The sequence below is a fragment of the Parabacteroides sp. AF17-3 genome, from assembly GCF_003635445.1.
Taxonomy (GTDB): domain Bacteria; phylum Bacteroidota; class Bacteroidia; order Bacteroidales; family Tannerellaceae; genus Parabacteroides; species Parabacteroides goldsteinii.
This window is the reverse complement of record NZ_QTMM01000011.1, coordinates 233,872-254,696: the sequence shown is the minus strand read 5'-3', so window position 1 is coordinate 254,696 and position 20,825 is coordinate 233,872. Positions and strand designations below refer to the sequence as shown.

The 20,825-nt window shown below is 43.1% G+C and carries 19 protein-coding genes, 1 tRNA gene and 1 pseudogene; 7 read left to right on the top strand and 14 right to left on the bottom strand.

Features of this window, described 5'->3' with window-relative positions; genetic code table 11:
- The first annotated feature begins 197 nt into the window (after nucleotides 1-197).
- From DWW91_RS16155 to DWW91_RS16145, 3 genes are read left to right on the top strand one after another with little or no spacing between them, the layout of a single operon-like run.
- The gene (locus DWW91_RS16155; protein WP_122328324.1) at nucleotides 198-1,733 is read left to right on the top strand and encodes a DUF3945 domain-containing protein; all 1,536 of its coding nucleotides are present in this window, start codon (nucleotides 198-200) and stop codon (nucleotides 1,731-1,733) included.
- Nucleotides 1,730-1,918, top strand: coding sequence for a hypothetical protein (locus tag DWW91_RS16150; RefSeq protein ID WP_122328323.1), 189 nt, complete (start codon nucleotides 1,730-1,732; stop codon nucleotides 1,916-1,918). The genes DWW91_RS16155 and DWW91_RS16150 overlap by 4 nt, the downstream gene beginning before the upstream one ends.
- Nucleotides 1,915-3,996 carry a type IA DNA topoisomerase gene (locus DWW91_RS16145; RefSeq protein WP_122328322.1) on the top strand — a complete coding sequence of 694 codons (2,082 nt, stop codon included), beginning with the start codon at nucleotides 1,915-1,917 and terminating at the stop codon, nucleotides 3,994-3,996. Before DWW91_RS16150 ends, DWW91_RS16145 begins: the two co-directional genes overlap by 4 nt.
- Nucleotides 3,997-4,101: 105 nt before the next feature.
- Here the strand turns inward: DWW91_RS16145 and DWW91_RS16140 are convergent, their stop codons facing one another.
- From DWW91_RS16140 to DWW91_RS16095, 11 genes and pseudogenes are all read right to left on the bottom strand, one after another.
- Nucleotides 4,102-4,623 (bottom strand): dihydrofolate reductase family protein, encoded by a 522-nt coding sequence (locus tag DWW91_RS16140; RefSeq protein ID WP_199722596.1) that lies wholly within the window; start codon nucleotides 4,621-4,623, stop codon nucleotides 4,102-4,104.
- Nucleotides 4,624-5,004: 381 nt separating this feature from the next.
- Nucleotides 5,005-5,283: a helix-turn-helix domain-containing protein gene (locus DWW91_RS16135; RefSeq protein WP_009000849.1), complete on the bottom strand. Its 279-nt coding sequence runs from the start codon at nucleotides 5,281-5,283 to the stop codon at nucleotides 5,005-5,007.
- Between the two features lie 12 nt (nucleotides 5,284-5,295).
- Entirely contained in the window at nucleotides 5,296-7,338 is a 2,043-nt protein-coding gene (locus DWW91_RS16130; RefSeq protein WP_122328321.1) for a bifunctional DNA primase/helicase, read from the bottom strand.
- Nucleotides 7,301-7,660: a helix-turn-helix domain-containing protein gene (locus DWW91_RS16125; protein ID WP_122328320.1), complete on the bottom strand. Its 360-nt coding sequence runs from the start codon at nucleotides 7,658-7,660 to the stop codon at nucleotides 7,301-7,303. The genes DWW91_RS16130 and DWW91_RS16125 overlap by 38 nt, the downstream gene beginning before the upstream one ends.
- 210 nt (nucleotides 7,661-7,870) lie before the next feature.
- Nucleotides 7,871-8,719, bottom strand: coding sequence for an RteC domain-containing protein (locus DWW91_RS16120; protein ID WP_122328319.1), 849 nt, complete (start codon nucleotides 8,717-8,719; stop codon nucleotides 7,871-7,873).
- Between the two features lie 84 nt (nucleotides 8,720-8,803).
- Nucleotides 8,804-9,661, bottom strand: coding sequence for a methylated-DNA--[protein]-cysteine S-methyltransferase (locus DWW91_RS16115; RefSeq protein ID WP_122328318.1), 858 nt, complete (start codon nucleotides 9,659-9,661; stop codon nucleotides 8,804-8,806).
- A gap of 2 nt (nucleotides 9,662-9,663) precedes the next feature.
- On the bottom strand, nucleotides 9,664-10,197 hold the full coding sequence (locus tag DWW91_RS16110; protein ID WP_233584506.1) for a methylated-DNA--[protein]-cysteine S-methyltransferase: 534 nt from the start codon (nucleotides 10,195-10,197) through the stop codon (nucleotides 9,664-9,666).
- 60 nt (nucleotides 10,198-10,257) lie between these two features.
- Nucleotides 10,258-10,365 (bottom strand): annotated as a pseudogene (locus tag DWW91_RS28115) (Ada metal-binding domain-containing protein); the annotation flags it as partial.
- 7 nt (nucleotides 10,366-10,372) lie between these two features.
- Nucleotides 10,373-11,044, bottom strand: coding sequence for a DNA-3-methyladenine glycosylase (locus DWW91_RS16105; protein WP_122328317.1), 672 nt, complete (start codon nucleotides 11,042-11,044; stop codon nucleotides 10,373-10,375).
- A 2-nt stretch (nucleotides 11,045-11,046) separates the two neighbouring features.
- Nucleotides 11,047-11,925, bottom strand: coding sequence for a cache domain-containing protein (locus tag DWW91_RS16100; protein WP_122328316.1), 879 nt, complete (start codon nucleotides 11,923-11,925; stop codon nucleotides 11,047-11,049).
- Nucleotides 11,926-12,087: 162 nt separating this feature from the next.
- Nucleotides 12,088-12,759 (bottom strand): FadR/GntR family transcriptional regulator, encoded by a 672-nt coding sequence (locus DWW91_RS16095; protein WP_122328315.1) that lies wholly within the window; start codon nucleotides 12,757-12,759, stop codon nucleotides 12,088-12,090.
- Nucleotides 12,760-13,248: 489 nt separating this feature from the next.
- On the opposite strand from DWW91_RS16095, the gene DWW91_RS16090 reads away from it, so the two are divergent.
- Nucleotides 13,249-13,336, top strand: a tRNA-Ser gene (locus tag DWW91_RS16090).
- An 18-nt stretch (nucleotides 13,337-13,354) separates the two neighbouring features.
- On the opposite strand, the gene DWW91_RS16085 is transcribed toward DWW91_RS16090, so the two are convergent.
- Nucleotides 13,355-14,698 (bottom strand): MATE family efflux transporter, encoded by a 1,344-nt coding sequence (locus DWW91_RS16085; RefSeq protein WP_010803466.1) that lies wholly within the window; start codon nucleotides 14,696-14,698, stop codon nucleotides 13,355-13,357.
- Nucleotides 14,699-14,865: 167 nt separating this feature from the next.
- Here DWW91_RS16085 and DWW91_RS16080 point away from each other — a divergent pair, with 167 nt between their 5' ends.
- Both DWW91_RS16080 and DWW91_RS16075 read left to right on the top strand, forming a co-directional pair.
- Nucleotides 14,866-16,605, top strand: a complete 1,740-nt coding sequence (locus DWW91_RS16080; protein WP_048317335.1) for a thiamine pyrophosphate-dependent enzyme — start codon at nucleotides 14,866-14,868, stop codon at nucleotides 16,603-16,605.
- Between the two features lie 49 nt (nucleotides 16,606-16,654).
- Complete coding sequence (locus DWW91_RS16075) at nucleotides 16,655-17,464, top strand: alpha/beta hydrolase family protein (RefSeq protein WP_007653521.1); 810 nt, start codon at nucleotides 16,655-16,657, stop codon at nucleotides 17,462-17,464.
- A gap of 99 nt (nucleotides 17,465-17,563) precedes the next feature.
- Here the strand turns inward: DWW91_RS16075 and DWW91_RS16070 are convergent, their stop codons facing one another.
- The gene (locus tag DWW91_RS16070; RefSeq protein WP_007653523.1) at nucleotides 17,564-19,231 is read right to left on the bottom strand and encodes a formate--tetrahydrofolate ligase; all 1,668 of its coding nucleotides are present in this window, start codon (nucleotides 19,229-19,231) and stop codon (nucleotides 17,564-17,566) included.
- 393 nt (nucleotides 19,232-19,624) lie between these two features.
- Here DWW91_RS16070 and DWW91_RS16065 point away from each other — a divergent pair, with 393 nt between their 5' ends.
- Nucleotides 19,625-20,077: a hypothetical protein gene (locus DWW91_RS16065; protein ID WP_010803462.1), complete on the top strand. Its 453-nt coding sequence runs from the start codon at nucleotides 19,625-19,627 to the stop codon at nucleotides 20,075-20,077.
- A gap of 34 nt (nucleotides 20,078-20,111) precedes the next feature.
- On the opposite strand, the gene cobI is transcribed toward DWW91_RS16065, so the two are convergent.
- Nucleotides 20,112-20,810, bottom strand: a complete 699-nt coding sequence (gene cobI, locus DWW91_RS16060; protein WP_122328314.1) for a precorrin-2 C(20)-methyltransferase — start codon at nucleotides 20,808-20,810, stop codon at nucleotides 20,112-20,114.
- Nucleotides 20,811-20,825: the final 15 nt, after the last annotated feature.

Genomic DNA, 20,825 nt, shown 5'->3' with positions numbered 1-20,825 from the left:
ATATACTGTGCAAAAATACTAATCATTTTTATAAGTAGTGTATATTTCCAGTAAAAAAGTGCAGTTGAAACTGTTGAGACAAATGAAGCCAAACGGGGACTAATGAAGCCACCCGTTCCCAAATCCTTAAATATACTCTATTTCATCCTTACTTTTACTTCCGAAATTTTTATTTACTCACTAAAATTCAAAAAGTTATGGATGTAAACACAGCCAGCCAATCCACCACTGACGAACAGATGATGGATATTCTTCTTGTACTGGATAAGGAGAAAAAGACAATCAGCGCAGTAAAAGGCGTAGATGAAAACGGGGAACTCCAAACCGTACCACCGGAGAACAACAGCGAACTTTTGAAATTCGACCGTCACGGTGATTTCTTTTCTAACTTCTTTTCCAACATGATGAACCAGTTGAAGAACCCGACCCGCTTCAACTTCTTCAAAATCCCGAAGTTGGAACTTCCCAAAATCGAGCCGATAATCAGGGAGAACTTCAACAACCCTACACCGGAAAATGAAGCGGGTATAGAGCGTTACCGGGTAACACCTGAAACCGTGAAGCAGGAAGCCAAGAAAGAACAGCAGGAAACCCAACAACCACAACCACAGCAGCCAGCCAAAGAAACGGGAGCAACGGCGCAAGTACCGCAGCAACCCGACAAAAGCAAGTATGTGATTGACCCGGATAAAGTGGACTGGGAAGCCCTGAAAAATTTCGGGCTTTCCAAAGAGCAACTGGAAAAGGCAAAGGCTTTAGAACCCATGTTAAGAGGGTACAAGTCGCCCGGAGCGTTCACCATTGCCGGAAACTACAATTCAGCCATTATGAAACTGGATGCACGTTTATCTTTCCGGCACGACAAGGACGGGAATGTAGTTTTGGCGATACACGGCATCCGACAAAAGCCGGAACTTGAACGCCCGTTCTTCGGACATGAATTTTCCAAAGAAGATAAAGCCAATCTTCTTGAAACAGGCAACATGGGACGGATAGTAAACCTGAAAAACTATATCACGGGAGAAATGATACCCTCTTTCGTCAGCGTGGATAAGGTAACAAACGAACTGGTTTCCATGCGTGCAAGCAGCGTCCAAATACCGGATGAAATAAAGGGTGTCAAACTGAACAAGGAACAGCAGCAAGCCTTACGGGAAGGAAAAGGGGTATTCCTTGAAAATATGATTTCCAACCGTAAAAATCCCTTTTCCGCAACTGTTCAGGTCAATGCCGACAAGAAAAGTCTGGAATTTATCTATCCCAATGCCAAACAGTCACAGGAGCAACGGCAGAAACAGGAACAGCAAAACAGCCTTGTCACCAGTGACGGTGTAACCATTCCCAAGAGCATTTCAGGAATAGAGCTATCCCGCCAGCAACAGCAGGATTTAGTCAATGACAAGACCATTTTTGTTGCCGGGCTGAAAGACAAGAGAGGGGTCGAATACGATGCTTATATTCAGGTGAACCATGATAAGAAGAAGTTAGGCTTTTACAGTGACAACCCCAGTTTTGACCGTTCCGCCGTGAAAGAAATTACTCCGGCAAGCAAGAACCGCACGCAGGTAGCGGTCAATTCGGAGGGCAATACCAACGAAGCTACCAAGAAAGTGAAAGAACCCTTGAAAAAAGGTCAGGACAAGCCCACTGAAAAACAGAAAACCAAGCTGGATAAAAAGGAGAAGCAGGAGCAAGCGGACAAACCCAAACAGAGCAGGGGACGCAAAAGATGATAGCAGTATTAATCCTTATCCCGGTTGTCGGTTTCGCCCTGTTTTTCTTCGCCTGTTTCAAAACAGACTGGAAAACCATAGACGAGCAGAACCGACAATATTATATAGATGGCTATCACATCTATTATGACCGGAAAATCCTAAGACAAAAAGAAGTAGAACAATTAAAATCGAAATTAGAATGATTGCAGTAATCGGAGAAAAACCAAGTGTGGCAAGGGACATTGCCCGCATTTTAGGAGCGAATAAAAAACAGGATGGCTACCTTTCAGGTAACGGGTATCTCGTTACCTGGGCGTTCGGCCATCTTGTAGGTTTGGCAATGCCGGAAGCATACGGCATACAGAGTTTCCGCCGGGAAAGTCTGCCTATTATCCCGGATAATTTTCAACTAACACCCCGGCAAGTGAAAGCGGAAAAAGGGTACAAGGCAGACCCCGGCGCATTGAAACAGCTAAAGGTAATCAAAGAGGTATTCAGCCAGTCGGACAAGATTATAGTCGCCACCGATGCAGGGAGAGAGGGAGAACTTATCTTTCGCTACATCTACCAGTATATCGGATGCAACAAGCCCTTTGTCCGTTTATGGATAAGCAGCCTTACGGACAAGGCAATCCGTGAGGGACTGCAAAACCTGAAAGCCGGCAGCCTGTATGATAACCTTTTCCTTTCGGCACAGGCACGCAGCGAAGCTGATTATTTGATAGGAATTAACGGTACACAGGCTTTAAGTGTGGCAGCCGGACAAGGCATTTTTTCTTTGGGACGGGTACAGTCGCCCACGTTGGCAATGATATGTACCCGCTTTTTGGAGAACAAGAACTTTATTCCGCAAAAGTATTGGCAACTGAAATTACAGGCGGCAAAAGACAATGTTTCCTTTGCCGCACTATCCGCAGACAAATACGATACGCAGCAGCCCGCCATCGACACGCTGCAAAGAATAAAGGAAGCGGGAACGGTACAGGTGAAAACCGTAGAGCGTAAGGAAGTAAACCAAGAACCGCCCTTGCTCTATGATTTAACCACACTTCAAAAAGAAGCGAATACGAAACTGAATTTTTCCGCAGACAAAACCCTATCCATCGCACAAAAGTTATACGAGGGTAAACTAATCAGCTATCCCCGAACCGGAAGCCGTTATATATCGCAGGACGTGTTCGAGGAAATCCCGGAACGTCTTGTTAATTTGGAACAGTACACCCGTTTTGCCGGATATGCTGCCGGGATGAAAGGCAAAGCCTTAAATTCCCGTTCTGTGAACGATGGCAAGGTAACCGACCATCACGCCCTGATAGTAACGGAAAACCTGCCCGGTAAACTGGAAACGGACGAACAGGCAGTTTACGAACTGATAGCCGGACGGATGTTGGAAGCCTTTTCTGAAAAATGCGTCAAAGACGTTACCAGTGTAACGCTGGAATGTGTAGGGTCACTTTTCACGGTCAAAGGGTCTATAATCAAATCCGCCGGATGGCGTGCCGTATTCGGCGAAAAAGAGGACGGAGAAGATAACGCCACTTTGCCCGCCATGCAGGACGAAGATAGTTTACCGCTTTCCGGCATTGAGCTGTTGGAGAAACAGACCAAGCCCAAGCCGTTACATACGGAAAGCAGTCTGCTTTCTTCAATGGAAACGGCAGGTAAGGAACTGGAAAACGCAGAACTGAAAGCCAGCATGAAAGATACGGGTATCGGCACGCCCGCAACACGGGCAGCCATCATCGAAACGCTGTTTTCCCGCCAGTACATTGTCCGGGAGAAAAAGAACCTTGTCCCGACCGAAAAGGGGCTTACCGTTTACAACATCATCCGGGATAAGAAGATAGCAGACGTTGAAATGACGGGAATGTGGGAAAATACGCTTGCCAAAATAGAAAGCGGAGAAATGAACCCCGACACGTTCCGTAAAGGTATCGAAGTGTATGCACGGCAAATCACGGCTGAACTTTTGGACGTTCAGCTTTCTTTCGCTTCGGGTGGTGGTTGCATTTGCCCCAAATGCAAGACCGGACGCATCCTTTTCTATCCGAAAGTCGCCAAATGTTCCAATGTGGATTGTTCCGTTACCATTTTCCGCAACAAGAGCGACAAGCAATTGACGGACAAACAGATTACCGAACTGGTGACTACCGGGAAAACCGGACTAATCAAAGGATTCAAGAACAGGGACGGTAAAATCTTTGACGCTTCACTTGCCTTTGACGGGCAGTTTAATGTTACTTTCGTGTTCCCTGAAAAGAAAGGCAAACCGAAGAAATAGAATGAAAATCGTTATATTTGCCACAGAAAGTTTCATTATAGATAGATTTATAATTGAAATTTTTGTGGTTGAAGCACCCGGAGGGACACCGGGTGCTTTTTTAAATCATTCCCCTTTATACTGGTAGGTCAGGCAAACGACCTGATTGTCTATCACCCGGTGTCCGGTCAGTTCCCACTTTGACCCGAAAGTCTTTCCTATGAACTTGATACCGTCCCCCAGCATGACCGGAACGATATACAGGGTTATTTCATCCAGCAGGGACGCTTCAATCAACGAGGTTATAAACTTACCGCCGCCAATGACCTGAATATCGGTTTCCGAACTTGATTTAAGTTCATTGATTGCCCGTAAGGGTATATCGGTAAGAAAGGTTACATTCTCCTTTTTCGTCACATTGGTGTCGTAGTGGGACACTACAAAAGTCTTTTTACTTTTGTACGGCCATCCGCCCCAATGTTCAAAAATATAAGAATAGGTATTTACTCCAGCGAGCAGTACACCCGGCTGTTCATAGGCTGCTGAAATCTCTTGCTTTACATTTTCAGGCATCCAGTCCAATTCATTATCCTTTGTGGCAATGAAGCCATCGAGAGATACGGCAATACAAGTTTTTAAATGTTTCATAATTGAGTATTTAACAGTTACTTTTTATAAACTGTTCGCCAGTACATCAAAAAAGAAGCGTGAACTCACGCAACTTCAACGTAGAGGTACTGGCATACCCAAGAATAGAAGCACGCAAGCCCACGCTATGACAAAGCATAGCATAAGCATTGCGCAAAAGCCTCTATTCTTTGAAAAGTGCCAGTTTTCTACGTTAAGACATCTGCGAATAAATATGTTATATATAAAGACGAAATCACAGGTTACTGTTCAATCGCCGTTATTTTCTTATGTAACTTTTGCAAAGTTAGCCAAATCCCTGAAAAGTCCGGCATACAAAACAAAGAAATCCTGCCTTATCTCACGACAAAACAGGATTAAAAGCCATTAGAAAAGAAAAAATCAATCGGTTTTCTCCCGAATTAACTTGTGTACGTCCGTAGCACGGTAATAACACCTGCCGTCCAGCATAAGGAAAGGGAGTATTCCCTTTTTCCTGTAACGGGTCAGTGTTCGGGGTGCTACTTTCAGCAGCAGGCACAAGTCCTGATTATCCAGCAGTTCTTCCCCATCCAAACAGTTACGACCTTTTATAACTTTGTCTATCTTCTTGTCCTGCATATCGAACCTATCCATGATACGTTCCATCCATGCGGTAAAATCATCTTTATCTATATACATAAGGCTGTCTGATTAAATTAAACCAATCATAAAATAACTTTGGTTGGACGGGTCTTTGATGATGATGTCCCGTTCCCGCATAAAGCGGATATAGCTTTTTGCGGTACGTTCTTTCACATCCAAAATCTGCTGTATCTGTTCGCACAGGTCTATATAGGTTATATGTTCCTGTCTGCCGAACACGTCACGGGCAACCCCGACCAGTTCCTTTTCCTTGCGCTTCTCTTTTTCCTCACGTGGCTTTTCTCCTTTGTAAAGGTGCATTCCGGCTGCTTTATCCCATGCGAACAGCATCAAAGGAACGTCCAACGGGCTACCATCCCTTACTTTCAGAGCTTTTACCACAGATTGTGTGGGTTCTTCATCCTTTTCGATGGAAAGGATAGTTGCCGCCTTACGTTGTAATTCCGAACCTAAATGCCCCCGCAGCTTCAATCCATTGGGTACAAAATGCAGCACGCAGAGAATACAGGTATTATAAATTCCTGCCAATCGGTACAGTTCATCTATCACCGCCACACTTTCTACTTCATCATTAGCACTTTTTACAAGGTCGGCGATACCATCTATCACTACTAATTGTATGCCCCCGTATTGGTAATAAAACTTATCCATGCTTTGAACAATAGCGTGCAACCGTTCTTTGCGGGACATACCCGTCAGACAAAATGCTTTCAGTTCTTCCGGTTTGTTCGGTTGCTTGGCACGTGCCAGCAGGTTACTTACATTTTTGAACAGTTGTACTTCGGACTGTTCCGTATCATAGAGCAATACCGCTTTGTGTTTACTGTTGGCGGTTATCTGTATGCCGAGCGTATCTACTTCCTTATCCGGTTGGCAGATACAGCCTGCTAACATGGCAGCTATATAATTACTCTTTCCTGTTCCCTCGCCGCCTGTAATACCGAACAGGTTTCCTTGTGTCCCCAATGGGACATCCCCAGCAGAAATTATCACCTGTGCTTTTGCCGGAGGATTATTGAAGTCTATTTCGCACGATTTAAGCATAATCAATGTATCACTATATAGGTTATCTAAAAATTCGATAAACAATTTCAGGAAATCTTCACGGGTATTCCCAGCCTTGAAATAATCGGAAATATCCTTTTCCTCTTTCGTTCCGGGAAGTGGTAAGAGTAGGCGTTTTACCCCCAATTCTTCCAACTGCTTTTCCTGTTTACGTGCGCTTTCCTTGCCCGTCTTATCGGTATCATATAATAGGATAATATGCTTAAAACGGAATGTCAGCTTATAAATCAGGGTAGGCGGGATAGTCACCGTTTCACTGTTGAAACAGATAGCGTGAAAACCGTGTGCCGCCAATGACATGACATCTTTTTCACCACCCGTGATAAACAGTGTATCACCCTTTGCGGGCAGTTGTTCCAATCCGAAACAATAGTTTTCCCCGAAGTTACCACCATACAGGAAACGGGTTTTTGAGAACGGACGGTACAACTTTATATATCGCTTACTTTTATACCCGTACATTGGTTCTGTTACGGATGAAGTATAGGTGAACGGTGTCCCATCCGCCGTTACGCTCTGAAAATCCCGTAAGGAACATACCTTGTAGAGTTCCAATACTTCCGGTGTGATACCATACTGCTGCCAGTACATCAATTCGGCAAGTGGAAATTTCTGTTCCCTAAACTGGTAAGGTTTGCTTTCCTTTTCAGGTGTTTCTTCCGGCATATCATCTACTATATGGGAAGAAGTACAGGTAACAGGTATCGGATTGCCTGTTGTCAGTCCCAATCCCAAATCCCGGTCTATGGTTTCCAGTATTTCCACAAAATCCATTGAATTATTGCAGTCCAGCCCTTTGAGTTGCCCCACGAAAAAGAAACAATCACCGCTATAACTGTCGTTGCCGAAGTCTTTCATCTTATAGATACCGCTTCGGCGGTCAAAATAGATGTTACAGGACGCTTTGTTATCCTCATAAAGCGGATTCAAGAAATTGCGACCTATCCGCCAGTTACCGGATATGTAGTGCTTGAACACAGATAACCCGTTATTTGTCCTTTCTAATATTTCTTCTTTCCTTAACATATAGCTGGTGGTTGGTTATCAGGTCGTTAATATTCTCCTTATTACTTTTTATCAGGCGTTCTTCCAGCATCCGTTTTACTTCGCTGATTTTGTAGAAGTAACGTCCCCGAATATTAGAGTAGGCAATAGTTCCAGCCACTCGCAGACGTTGGAGTGTCTTTTCACTGATTTTCAAAAATGTGCAGACCTCGTAACTATCCACCCAAATTTCATCCTCATTGGTACTTTCCGCTTCTTTGTGATTGAATATATAATCGGCGATAGCGGTAATCTTGTTGTCTAAATCCTTATAGGCTTTTGACTCGAATGTTATTATCTCCATTTTGCTAACTAATTGATTTGCTGCAAAGGTCGGGAGTTGTAGAAGATAAAACTTACAAGATACAACCAAGTTGGTTGATTTATTTTTTTGTGGAAATTGGTGTCAGAACAGGGAAAATAGGGAATTTTAAGGGTAGAAACACTCTTTAAAACATGGCATAAAAAAACTACCAAGTTGGTAGTAACTTGGTAGTTTTTTCGAGGAAATTTATTATAGTTTGTCGTCTTCATCCATTTTGCGCAACAGCTTATTTATAAGACTGGTGAGGAACGATGTTTTATCTTTCTTCCTTTCTCGCATTGTTAGATAAGTCCTATAATAATCTCCTAAGTCTATTTTGAACGATGCTTCTATGTAAGTCATAATCTCTTTAATATCAGCGTTCCCATCATTCAGAACTCCGGCAGCATATATGGCATACCCCAATTCGATAGCAGCTATTTTAGTTCCAGTCCACCGAAAAGGATTATCAGGTAATGAAGCCCGACTGATTTCTATTACTTCTTGTCTTTCCACATCTTGTAATCGTTGTTGCAGATAAATTTCCAACATATCATAAGCCAACATTTTAGCTACCCTATGGTCGTAACAAGTTGAAAATAACGGGTCTTTATCGAACATACCACAGTTATGGCATAGTTTATAATTTTCATGTCCTCTAAGGAAATAATATCTATCTAAGTGAGTTGCCTTAGAACGATAATATTGATAGAAGTCAAGATTGGCATTACAAAACTCTGTTATAGTTGTTTGTTTCTTCTTATAATACTCTTTAATAACTTCTTTACTACCATTGGGTTTTCTTAATTCAAGAGTGTATATATCATTGAAATATATTAGCTTGCTTAAAATGAATGGCTTAATATCTTTAAAGAATAATATTTCTTCATTATCATCCTGAAAAGTATATTGATGGATAAATTCTCTTAGTTCTTCAAATAAAGGTCTGATGAAATTAATCATATACAAAGCCTTGTCGGCAGATACATCGCCATCTACACAGGATATTTCAATTTCTGTGTTTATTTTAAGCAATATTTTATTAGCAAATTCTTTCATCTTATTAAAAAAAAATTGTTTCTATTTGAATAGGAACAATTATTATTCGATTATAATTTAATGGGCTGATTATGCTTTCTGTTTTTATTTAATATTTTCTTTAATTCCACATTTAGCTGCTTCCCAGCCAATAATTGCTGTTTTACGAATTTCCCCCCAATGGTAATTTCCTAATGCACCGGAAGAACGAATCACACGATGACATGGTATAAGGAAAGCCACAGGATTTTCTCCAATCGCTGTTCCTACTGCTCGACAAGCCTTTGGGTTGTTGATTTCAGTTGCTATGTCTCCGTATGTAGTTAATCCGCCCATTGGGATTTTGAGTAGAGCATCCCAAACTTTTAATTGAAAATCAGTGCCTTTTAAGTGTAATTTGATTTCTTTTAGCTTGCTCCAGTCTTGGGTGAAAATAAATAAGGCATTTTGCTGTATTTTATCCACTATTTGGGAAAACTTTGCATTGGGGAATTTTTGCAATAAAGAATTAAAAGCTATTTCGTGGTTGTCTGCAAACTCCATACAGCAAACACCCTTGCTGGTTGAAGCTACGAATATTTCACCAAACGGGCTTTCTGCAAAGCTGTAATTGATAGAAAGACTTTCACCACCATTCTTATACTCACCCGGTGTCATTCCCTCTATATTGACAAACAAATCGTGCAGTCTGCCTGTTCCTGACAACCCTACCTCGTAAGCTGTATCTAAAAGCGAAGCGTGAGTTTTTTGTAGAATATATTTTGCATATTCTACGTTCAGGTATTGCAAGAAATGTTTAGGGGTTATTCCTGCCCATTCCTGAAAGATGCGTTGGAAATGAAAAGGACTCATGTTCACATGCTCTGCCACCGCTTCTAACTTTGGTTGCTCCTGTCTGTTTTCTTCGATAAAGCGGATGGCAGCAGCAATACGTTCGTAATTTAACTTTTGTTGCTCACTCATTGCTATTCCTTAAATGTTTTATTCAGATTTAATTCTAAATCCAGCAACATTTTTTTTGCAGTAAGCCCACCACCATAGCCTGTAAGTGAATGGTCACTACCAATAACCCGATGACAGGGTGCAATTATAGAAATAGCATTTGCTCCATTGGCATTTGCTACTGCACGCACAGCCTTAGGCATATCCAGTTGTTTAGCCAGTTCTCCGTAAGAAATAGTCTTTCCATAAGGTATTTCTAACAACCTGTGCCATACTTTTTTTTGAAATTCAGTACCAACAAAGAGTAGGGGAATATCAAACGCCGTGCGTTTACCATCAAAATATTCGTCTAACTGTTGGCTGGTTTCTTGTATAACATCCGATGTTTTTTCTTCATAACTGGCTTTCAAAACTTTCCGTAACCTTATATCTACTACGTCCCGATGTTTTTCAACAGCCCAATCACACAGGCAAAGTTTGCCTTGAAATGAACCGAGTATCAAATCCCCACATGGAGAATGGTAACGCTGTATCTGAATAACATTTAAGGGCTTCATACAAATTTTGCATGGTCTGAAACCTGCGTCTATTGCCTGTTCGAATGTATCGAATAGTACGATGTTTTTTTCATGCGGATTTTTTGCTTTACATGACGGTTTGCATACAATACCTGTGGATTTTACACCATAATAAAATTTCCCGTCATAGCTACTGTCACGATTCATTATCGCTTTAATTTTTTCTTCTTTTTCCATTTGATGTATTTATTTTAGTCCCATAATCTTTCATATCTTCAATAGCTCCACCTGCAACAGCCCAAATATACAGGCTGGCTACAGAAGCGTAAGGAGAGTAACGCTTTTTATAGCGTTCAAATTTTACTTTATCAATGGTTCGATGATGATATATCATTCTAAGACCTCTAATAATAGCTAAATCTCCATAACTCAATATGTCAGGTCTTTGCATGGAATGAAGCATTATCATTTCAGCCGTCCATTTGCCGATACCTTCCAATTCTGATAGTTTGGCACAAACTTCTTCATCGGACATTGTATATAGAGCGTCTATGTTAAATTGATTTGATATGATTTTTTGTGTCAATGATTTGATATAATACGCTTTCTTAAACGTAATTCCAAATTTCTGCAATTCATCCAATGACAAGTTGTTGACAACAACAGGATTAATTTCTCCTAATCCTTGTTTCATACGTTCCCAAATTGTTTGATGGGCTTTTGTTGATATTTGTTGCCCTACAATAGAGTGTATAAGCGCAGTAAAAAGGTCAGGGATAACCTGCCTTTTCACTATGCCAATCTTGTCTATTATTTCAGCCAACTGTTTATCTACCTGTTTTAAGTAGGCAATTTCAGTTTCTCCATATTGAAAATAGTCAGACATATTTATTGTATTTCCAAGAAACTGTTAGAATCTTCCGGTGCTTGTTTGCGGTCGTTTTGTGTGTATTCACGAATAACAGCAGCTACCGATATTTTATATTTTTCAAAAAGGGAATTGTGTCCTTTCTTTTGGCTGTCACGATGATTAAGCTGATTACGCCAGTTGGTGGCGGCAGTTTCGTTTTCCCATACCGAAAGGCTTAACAGTTTACCTTCTTCATTCAGGCTTGCGAAACGCTCTACGCTTATGAAGCCCGGTATTTTTACCAATTCAGTTTTCAATGCCGCACCTAAGCGCAGGTATTCGTCTTTGCATTCTGTTTTGGGTTTTACCTCAAACAATACAGCTACTTTCGATGATTTTACATCTATGTTATTTGACATTTTATTTAATTCATCAATAGCCATTGATTCGTTATATATTCCGGCACATACGGTATAACGAAGTCCGGGAATAGGGTATATGTATGAAATTTTGCGTACTCCCTCTGTTGTACCGGGTTTAGGCCATACAAATTCTATCCATCCACCGCCCTGCATAGCCACTTCACAAAGACGGACACCATAATGCTCTTTGTTCCAGTCTAAATGTTCCCGGATGTTTCCCCCTGTTCGTTCAGGAAAACGGGGGTTTGAAACTACGAGGCTTTTCTCAACATCAATGATGAAGATGTAGTCATCTCCTGTATTAAATTCAGACGTAGGGTCACTTACTATTTTTAATCCGGTTTCTCCCTGTGTTTTAAGGAGTTTTGCTGCTTTATGGACGTTCTCAACGACCATTTGCGGCGTTACATTTTTTTTTGTTTCCATTCTGTTTTGCGAAAATACGTTTATACTACTAACTATTAAGATAGCTGTTAATAATGTTTTTGCTCTCATATTCATCTGTTTTTAATTGACGCTGCAAAATTACAGTATAGGTATTGGGTAAACGACCCGAAAATTGCTATTTTCATATTAAAAGAGTTCTAATAGCCCTCTGTACTAAGCTCTAATTCAAAACAAAATTGAGAAAGCTAACATCTTTATGTCTTTAGGCTTTCAAATATGGAGGTCATTCCAAAAGAGAGAACCTAAATTAGCCGCTACTTGCTTGTCGTTGGCGATTATACTTTCAACTAAATTCTCATGAAGTAATTGGGATTGCAAGAAACAACTTGTATCATCGTATATGTGCTTATAACCTTTTTGTAATCGTATTGCGACTGAACTATATAATTCAAACAGGATTTCGTTATGTGTTGCTTTTGCAATTGAGATATGGAATTTTATATCAGCTTCGATACATTCATTCAATAGCCCAGCTTCGGCAGCATCTTTACGGGCTGCAAGATGTTTTTTTATTTTTTTTACATCTTGTTCTGTATGATGAAGTGCTGCTCTTTCTGCTATGGCAGATTCCAAAATTTTTCTAACATCGTTTAACTCTCTTATATCTGCACGCTTGAGTCGTTGTTCCAACGGCTCTTTTGCAGGTGTTGGAATTTCAATGAAAGTTCCTCGCCCTTGTTGTACTTTTAAATACCCCATGTTTTCCAACATTTTTACAGCTTCCCGAATTGTAGAACGCCCCACTCCGAAAATTTTCATTAATTCGGTTTCAATTGGAAGTTTCTCACCTTTTTTAAGTTTCCCTTTTACAATTTGTCCTTTTAGCTGTTCTGCAACTTCTTCCGCCAGTGACTTTTTTTGAATAATTGTACTTGTTCCCATATTACATTATAGTCTTATCATCATATCATCTGATGAATTGCAAAGATAGAGTTATTTGTAGTTATTAACAAGTTCTTACGCTGTATTTCTATTTTTTTAGCAATGTACTCTATATGTGTTGTTATGTAAACGTATCAGGTAAAACTATTGCTTGGGAAAAAGTTTAGTGTAAGGTGCAAGTATATATCTATATATAGCTTGCACCTTACACCTAAGCTGAAACATTTATATTCAGGTATTTGCGTAATTCAAAAAAGTGTTGTATCTTTGAACCCGTGAGATAGGCAGACAAACAGCGGACAAAGCTGGACAGAAAAGCGATAGAGAATCGTTACTGTTTCGTTACCTATTTGAAATATTGGAAAATAAAAAACTGATTTATAGGCGGTTAGATGAATAGGTTCATTACCCTGTCTCTCCGCAGAAGCAGCATAAAAGCTGCTTTTTTATTATATATGGAGGGCTATATGTTCTCCGTTCTTCACAAAAGGAGAGATGCTCGAGTGGTTGAAGAGGCACGCCTGGAAAGCGTGTAAACCCCTAAAGGGTTTCGCGGGTTCGAATCCCGCTCTCTCCGCAGTCCGTACTGCGAGTTTTATCTTTTTACCTTTTTTATTTTCTTATATACATAGATGAAGGCTGGAATCAGAAATAAATCCGCAGCCATCCAGGCAGTCGCATCGCCGAAGCAAACGGCCATAAATCCAAAAGCAGGTACCGCATAAATACTGACCAGCGTACGGGCAATCATCTCGGATACGCCAGACAGCATGGCCAGATTCGTAAATCCGGCTCCCTGGATTGTATAACGCAGGATACACAGAATCCCCAGAATCGGAAAGAATGAGCAGGAGATATGCAGGAACTGAACGGCATCATTTATGATTTCCGTCTCGGAAGGATCGACAAAGATCAGCGTCAGTTCGCGTGATGCCAGCATCAGTATAAGGAAAGAAAATGCGGCATAGACAATCATCATCAATCCGCTTGCCTTAATACCCAGCCAGATACGTTCCGGCTTTCCGGCTCCGTAATTCTGTCCGGTATAAGTGGCCATGGCAATCCCCAGGCTTTCGAACGGGCAGATAAAGAACGATTTGATGCGCACAGCCGAAGCAAACGCAGCAATGCAGGCCGATCCCAGTGCGTTATTAGCACTCTGCAACATAATGCTGCCGATTGCCGTGATGGAAAACTGAAGTCCCATCGGCACACCAATCCACATCAGATTCCCTGCCAGGTTGGACCGAAACTTCCGTTCTTCCCGCGTGCTCCTTAATATTTCAAAGCGGCGATACATATAAATGTAGCAGAGAACGGCCGATATACCTTGTGAAAGAAGCGTTGCAATGGCTGCCCCGGCAACTCCCCATTTAAATACCAGGATGCAAACCAAGTCGAGAATCACATTGAGTATCGTTGAAAAAAGCAGGAACCAGAATGGAGTCTTGCTATCGCCCAGTGCACGGATGACGCTGGAAAGCAGATTATAGAAAAATGTACACGGAACGCCGATAAAAGTAACCAGCAAATAGAAATAAGCATCCCTGAATATATTCTCCGGCGTCTGCATGATCCTTAAAATATCCCGGCAATAGAGACTTGTAACGACCGCAATAATAACCGACATGACAGCCGCCAGTTGCAGGCTGATAGAAACATACCGCCTCATCGTGCTGTAATCCCTGGCTCCGAACTTCTGCGCTACCGGTATGCCGAATCCCGCACAACACCCGTTGCAAAACCCGATGATAAGAAAAATGACGGAAGTACTGGCACCGACAGCCGAGAAAGCATCGATCCCTAAAAACTTGCCAACAATAGCCGCATCGATCAAAGAGTAGGTCTGTTGGAGTAAATTGGCTAAAAGTACCGGCATCGCAAAGTTGAAGATCAACGGTAATGCAGCGCCGGAGGTCATTTCTTTTGAAGTTCCCATAACTATTTCCCTAAACAATCGCCGCAAAGGTAACGATTTTATATCAAAAAGGACTGGGATACACTTATAAAATCTGTCGATGTTTATTATGCCCTGTTTTCAAAACATTTTGCATTCTACCATAGTTCTTTTATAAACAAAACATAAAAGAAAAAGTACATATAATTATGGCAAAGAATGTAGCGGAACAATTAGTCGACACGCTTGAAAAGGCAGGCGTAAAACGTATCTATGCTGTCACGGGAGACAGCTTGAATGAGGTAAACGAAGCAGTGCGTAAAAGCGGAAAGATCAAATGGATCCACGTCCGCCACGAAGAAACAGGCGCTTTTGCCGCCGCCGCCGAAGCGCAATTGAACGGCGAACTGGCCTGCTGTGCGGGAAGCAGCGGCCCTGGGCATGTCCACCTGATCAACGGGTTATATGACGCCCAACGTTCGGGAGCTCCGGTGCTGGCCATCGCATCCACATTGCCGACCCACGAGTTCGGAACGGAATATTTTCAAGAAACCAATACAATCAAATTATTTGAAGATTGCAGTTATTACAACCAGGTCGCAACAACGCCCGAACAGTTCCCCCGCATGTTGCAGGGAGCTATACAGGCCGCCCTTTCTTTTCGCGGAGTAGGAGTGATCGGTCTGCCCGGCGACCTGACTTCGAAGACTGCAACGTCGGGCGAATCATCCCAGCAGCCTTTCCCTACCAAACAGCGCGTCTGCCCCTCGGCAGAAGAGATCGACGCATTGGCCGACCTGCTGAACAAAGCGGAAAAAGTAACCATTTTCTGTGGAATAGGAGCGAAAGACGCCCATAAGGAACTGGTCGAATTATCCCTACGCCTGAATGCCCCGGTGGCATATTCTTTCAAAAGTAAAATGGAAATCCAGTACGATAACCCGAACGAAGTGGGTATGACCGGCCTGCTGGGAATGCCCTCCGGCTATTACAGCATGCACGAAGCGGAAGTCTTATTGTTGTTGGGTACGGATTTCCCTTACGAAGCCTTTATGCCGCAAAACAATACAATCGTGCAGGTCGATATCAAAGCAAACCGTCTGGGGCGTCGTGCCAAAATAAAGATGGGACTCTGCGGCGATGTGAAAGATACCTTACAGGAACTGCTCCCTTTGGTCCGTCAGAAAACGAATGACAGCTTCCTGCGTGAACAACTGGCCCATTACGACAAGGTGAAGCGAAACCTACGCTCGGCCGCTGAAGTAAAAGGCAAAGATGAAAAGATCCATCCGGAATATGTCATTTCCCTGATCGACGAACTGGCCTCAAAAGATGCCGTCTTTACGGTCGATACGGGCATGACCTGCGTATGGGGCGCCCGTTACCTGCAAGCAACCGGAAAACGGAAGATGCTGGGATCGTTCAACCACGGTTCGATGGCGAATGCCATGCCGCAGGCCATAGGGGCGGCACTGGCTTATCCCGGCCGTCAGGCGGTTGCCCTCTGTGGCGATGGCGGCCTTTCGATGATGCTGGGCGACCTGGCGACGATCGTGCAATATAAACTGCCGGTCAAGCTGATCGTCTTCAACAACCGTTCACTGGGAATGGTCAAACTGGAAATGGAAGTCGCCGGACTGCCGGACTGGCAGACAACGATGCTCAATCCCGACTTTGCCCGCGTTGCCCTCTCGATGGGAATGGCGGGATACAATGTCAGCAATCCGGATGATGTGCTGCCGACGCTGACAAAAGCCTTTGCCTCCGACGGTCCCGTCCTGGTCAATATCATGACCGATCCGAATGCCCTGGCGATGCCTCCGAAGATCGAGTTCACCCAGATGCTCGGATTTGCGCAGACCATGTATAAACTGCTGATGGAAGGCCGCTCAAAAGAAGTAATGGATACGATCGATACAAATCTGAAGCACTGGAAAGAAGTCTTCTAACCAAAAAATAAATATCTTTGCTTTCAACTAATAAATTCTATACAAGATTATGAAAGCAAAGATATTTTTTTTGTCTCTAGTCGCTTTTTTCGCCTTGTCTGTTCAGGCGGCAGTTGTTGATACGATCAATGTACGCAGTGATGCGATGAATAAAGAGATTCAGACCGTTATCGTCTTGCCCGGAAGCGGAAAGATAACGGCTCCTGTCATTTATTTACTGCACGGGCATGGAGGAAATGCCAAAACCTGGATCGGTCTGAAACCAAACTTACCCGAGATCGCTGACCGGTATGGAATCATATTTGTGTGTCCGGATGGCAAGAACAGTTGGTATTGGGACAGTCCGGTCAATCCTTCTTACCGCTATGAGACTTTTGTCGCTAAGGAGCTGGTCAACTATATCGACGCCAACTATCCGACAATAAAAGACCGCACGGCACGCGCCATCACCGGTCTGAGCATGGGAGGCCACGGTGCCATGTGGCTCTCGTTCCGTCATAAGGATATTTTCGGTGCAGCCGGAAGCACAAGCGGCGGTGTCGATATCCGTCCTTTCCCCAATAACTGGAATATGAGTGAATGGCTGGGCAAAGAAAGTGAAAATCAAGAAGTATGGGAGAAACATACGGTCATCAACCTGGTCGAGCATCTAAAGAACGACGAATTAGCTTTGATCTTTGATTGTGGTTACAGTGATTTCTTCTTTGAAGTAAATAACAATTTCCATGAAAAGCTGCTGAAATACAAGATCGACCACGACTTCATTGTCCGCCCGGGTGCGCATAATGGCGACTATTGGCGCAATTCCATTGACTATCAGATAGTATTCTTTAATAAATTTTTCAACAGGAATAAATGATCGACGCGTTGAATCATAATTGATCAGATATGAATATTTGTTTATAGTGATGGAATTAGTAACTCCTGTCACTATAAACAAATAGCTCTTAATTTTTAATTAACTCAACCCTTCGATCAGCCCGTTCACGATGTCGATCCGTTTTGCCTGCGGGTCTTTCGGGAGTCCCGGCATACGCATGATCTCACCCATGATGACAACGATCATTTCGGCGCCGTTGTTGATGATGATATCGCGCACTTTCAGTTCGAAGTCTTTGGCAACGCCGTAAGCCTTCGGGTCGGAAGAGAATGAATATTGTGTCTTGGCAATACAGATCGGGTAGTGGGAGATGCCCAGGCTTTCGATCTGTTTGATCTTTTTGTCCGCCAATGTCGTATAAGTGACCGAGGCGGCACCGTAGATTTCTTCGGATACCTTTTTGATCTTGTCGCGTACATTGTCTGTATCTTCGTAGATCAGCTTCAACTCGCCCGACGGCTTGTTTTCGATCGTATCTACTACCAGCTTGGCCAGTTCCACGCCACCTTCACCGCCTTCGGCAAATACGCTGTTCATGGCGAAGCCTACACCCAGCTCTTTGCAATGTTCGGCAACCAGGGCGATTTCTTCGTCCGTATCGGTAGCATACCGGTTGAAGGTAACGATCACTTCCTGACCGAAACGTTTCATATTGGCCACATGCTTGTCGAGGTTGGCAAAGCCGTTGCGCAGACCTTCGATGTTCTGTTCCTTGATCTGTGATTCGGGAACGCCGCCATGCAGCTTCAAGCTCTGTGCGGTAGCAACGATAACCGTCAGTTTCGGTTTCAGGCCGGCTTTGCGGCATTTGATGTCGAAGAACTTTTCAGCACCCAGGTCGGCACCGAAACCAGCCTCCGTGATCACATAATCGCCGTAGGTAAGCGCCATCTTTGTCGCAATGATCGAGTTACAGCCGTGGGCGATGTTGGCGAACGGGCCGCCATGCACAAAAGCAGGGGTATTTTCTGTTGTCTGCACCAGGTTAGGCAGAAGGGCATCTTTCAGTAGTACGGTGATCGCTCCGGCAACACCCAGGTCGTTGACTGTGAACGGCTGGTCGTCGTTTGTATATCCCAGCAGGATATTACCGATGCGGCGTTTCAAGTCTTCCAGATCGGTTGCCAGACAAAGGATAGCCATCATTTCGGAAGCCGGCGTGATGTCGAATCCTGTTTCTGTCGGAACACCGTTTGCCGAGCCTCCCAGGCCGGATACGATATTGCGCAGGCTACGGTCGTTTACGTCGAGCACACGTTTCCATTTGATCTCTTTCAGCCCTTCGCAAGTATTGCGTGTCTGATAGATATAATTATCCAGCAACGCCGTGATCATGTTGTGGGCAGATGTAACCGCGTGGAAATCACCGGTGAAATGCAAGTTGATGTTTTCCATCGGCAGTACCTGTGCGTATCCGCCTCCGGCTGCTCCGCCCTTCATACCGAAACACGGACCCAGCGAGGGTTCACGCAGGGCGGCGACTGCTTTTTTACCTATCTTGTTCAGGCCCAGGGCCAGACCGATAGATACGGTTGTTTTACCGATACCTGCTTTGGTAGGCGTGATGGCCGTTACCAGGATCAGGTTATGTTCTTTGATTTTCTCTTCATCGATCAGGTGAAGGGGCACTTTGGCGATATACCGACCATAGTTTTGTACTTCTTCGCGCGGAATACCCAAACCCGTGGCAACTTCCTTTATTTTGCGAAGGGAGACTTCTCTTGCAATTTCTATATCCGATTTCATGTGCTTATGTAAGTTTAAAGAGGCAACAAAAGTATATTATTTTTAATTAAATAACAAAATGATAGAATGAAAGGTTGTAATACCTGATAACTGTGTAAAATTAGTGTTATATTGATAAAAGTTACCAAAAGGAGGCCGGCAATGATTCTTTGTTAAGTGAAGTGCGCGTTTTTCAACATATTTGTAATCTTCAGTTGACAAAAACAGTGCATTTCGACAGTTCTTGTATTAAAGAACTTTAAAATATAGATATAGGGTTGTGGTGTATGATAATTTGCCTAATTTTGTGACATCACAATAATAAAATGAAACTAACAGCAAGTTTATAGTGATAAAAAGAAAGTAAATAACAATTTTAAAAACTTCGGTTTATGTAATTAAGGAGATTTGATTATGGCAACAATGAGATTTAGTTTGACAGGCGTCGTTTCAAGAGAAACAGAGACAGGATCATGGGTTAAAACAATTGCAGATTGTTTGGGTATTCGAATGTTTTCGAAGATGGGTTCTTCGGAGAGTATGAATAATGTCGGTTGGGATACCACCAAGCAGAAGGAAATCCAGGATCTTCATCATTATGCCATCAGCAACTTGATCCCCAGGGCCGGAGTCTATCAGATGAAGTTACTTGAATCGTTGGCACAATCTGCTTCTATCTATTCACCGGAAGAGACTGAAACTCTTTATAATGAAACGAATAAAAAGATTGAAGAGATCAGCAGTCACATTTCAGGAGTATTAGTGAGTGCACGTGAGTTGTGCAAGTCGGGGCATCAGAACTGGGAATCTGTCCAGTCGCTCCGCTACCATATGAACCGTCTGAACGGTATCATAGAATCCGTATAGTTTTTGCGATACAATAATTGGGATAGTAATTTTTTTATTGTATGATCATCAGTGAGAAATAGGGGAAAGATTTCTCTGCGATGATTTGCCGGTCGGAGGTGTAGTATTCTTTATCCGTCCCTACATTTTCAAAATAATGGAATTGTGTCTGCGGATGCTTGCGAATACATGCATGTACGGCTTCCACACATTGCGACAGTTTCATAATGACGATCACGTATCCGGCATTTATCTTTTCTGACAATTCTTCTGCGGAAGGAGTGCCGGGGATAACAATGATCTGTTCTTCCTGTTTGACAATGTGCAAGCCGGCCAATGCTCCGGCAGCGATGAAGGCGGGGATTCCGGCAATACGCTGAACGTCGATTCCCGTCTCTATAAACTTGTCATATATATACTGGATGGAAGAATAGAAGCCGGCATCGCCTTCGGCTACGATAACGATCTGTCTGCCTTCCGCATAGTTTGCGGCGGCTTCGTTGTAGAGGGCGTCGTAGGCTTTCCAGGCTTCCGTGCGGTCTTTGCTCATGGGAAGCATAAAGCAGCGGATGGCAGTTTCGTTTATTTCCAGTGCACGTACGATATCGGCGGCACGTGAGAGGATTTCACCTTGCCTGTTACGGGTGGCGGGGCAGTAGATAATATCTGCTTTCTGAAGTTGTCGGAGACCTTTCACTGTGATAAGTTCCGGTTCGCCGGGACCTAATGATACGAAACTGATCGGGTAAGTCATTTTATTCTTGTTTTT

Coding starts and splice junctions, on each gene's coding strand:
- DWW91_RS16100 (WP_122328316.1), bottom strand. CDS start 11,925: ATGAGAGCAAAAACATTATTAACAGCTATCTTAATAGTTAGTAGTATA.
- DWW91_RS16065 (WP_010803462.1), top strand. CDS start 19,625: ATGGCAACAATGAGATTTAGTTTGACAGGCGTCGTTTCAAGAGAAACA.
- DWW91_RS16080 (WP_048317335.1), top strand. CDS start 14,866: ATGGCAAAGAATGTAGCGGAACAATTAGTCGACACGCTTGAAAAGGCA.
- DWW91_RS16105 (WP_122328317.1), bottom strand. CDS start 11,044: ATGTCTGACTATTTTCAATATGGAGAAACTGAAATTGCCTACTTAAAA.
- DWW91_RS16075 (WP_007653521.1), top strand. CDS start 16,655: ATGAAAGCAAAGATATTTTTTTTGTCTCTAGTCGCTTTTTTCGCCTTG.
- cobI (WP_122328314.1), bottom strand. CDS start 20,810: ATGACTTACCCGATCAGTTTCGTATCATTAGGTCCCGGCGAACCGGAA.
- DWW91_RS16070 (WP_007653523.1), bottom strand. CDS start 19,231: ATGAAATCGGATATAGAAATTGCAAGAGAAGTCTCCCTTCGCAAAATA.
- DWW91_RS16085 (WP_010803466.1), bottom strand. CDS start 14,698: ATGGGAACTTCAAAAGAAATGACCTCCGGCGCTGCATTACCGTTGATC.
- DWW91_RS16120 (WP_122328319.1), bottom strand. CDS start 8,719: ATGAAAGAATTTGCTAATAAAATATTGCTTAAAATAAACACAGAAATT.
- DWW91_RS16135 (WP_009000849.1), bottom strand. CDS start 5,283: ATGTATATAGATAAAGATGATTTTACCGCATGGATGGAACGTATCATG.
- DWW91_RS16095 (WP_122328315.1), bottom strand. CDS start 12,759: ATGGGAACAAGTACAATTATTCAAAAAAAGTCACTGGCGGAAGAAGTT.
- DWW91_RS16155 (WP_122328324.1), top strand. CDS start 198: ATGGATGTAAACACAGCCAGCCAATCCACCACTGACGAACAGATGATG.
- DWW91_RS16125 (WP_122328320.1), bottom strand. CDS start 7,660: ATGGAGATAATAACATTCGAGTCAAAAGCCTATAAGGATTTAGACAAC.
- DWW91_RS16130 (WP_122328321.1), bottom strand. CDS start 7,338: ATGTTAAGGAAAGAAGAAATATTAGAAAGGACAAATAACGGGTTATCT.
- DWW91_RS16115 (WP_122328318.1), bottom strand. CDS start 9,661: ATGAGTGAGCAACAAAAGTTAAATTACGAACGTATTGCTGCTGCCATC.
- DWW91_RS16110 (WP_233584506.1), bottom strand. CDS start 10,197: ATGAAGCCCTTAAATGTTATTCAGATACAGCGTTACCATTCTCCATGT.
- DWW91_RS16145 (WP_122328322.1), top strand. CDS start 1,915: ATGATTGCAGTAATCGGAGAAAAACCAAGTGTGGCAAGGGACATTGCC.
- DWW91_RS16140 (WP_199722596.1), bottom strand. CDS start 4,623: ATGAAACATTTAAAAACTTGTATTGCCGTATCTCTCGATGGCTTCATT.
- DWW91_RS16150 (WP_122328323.1), top strand. CDS start 1,730: ATGATAGCAGTATTAATCCTTATCCCGGTTGTCGGTTTCGCCCTGTTT.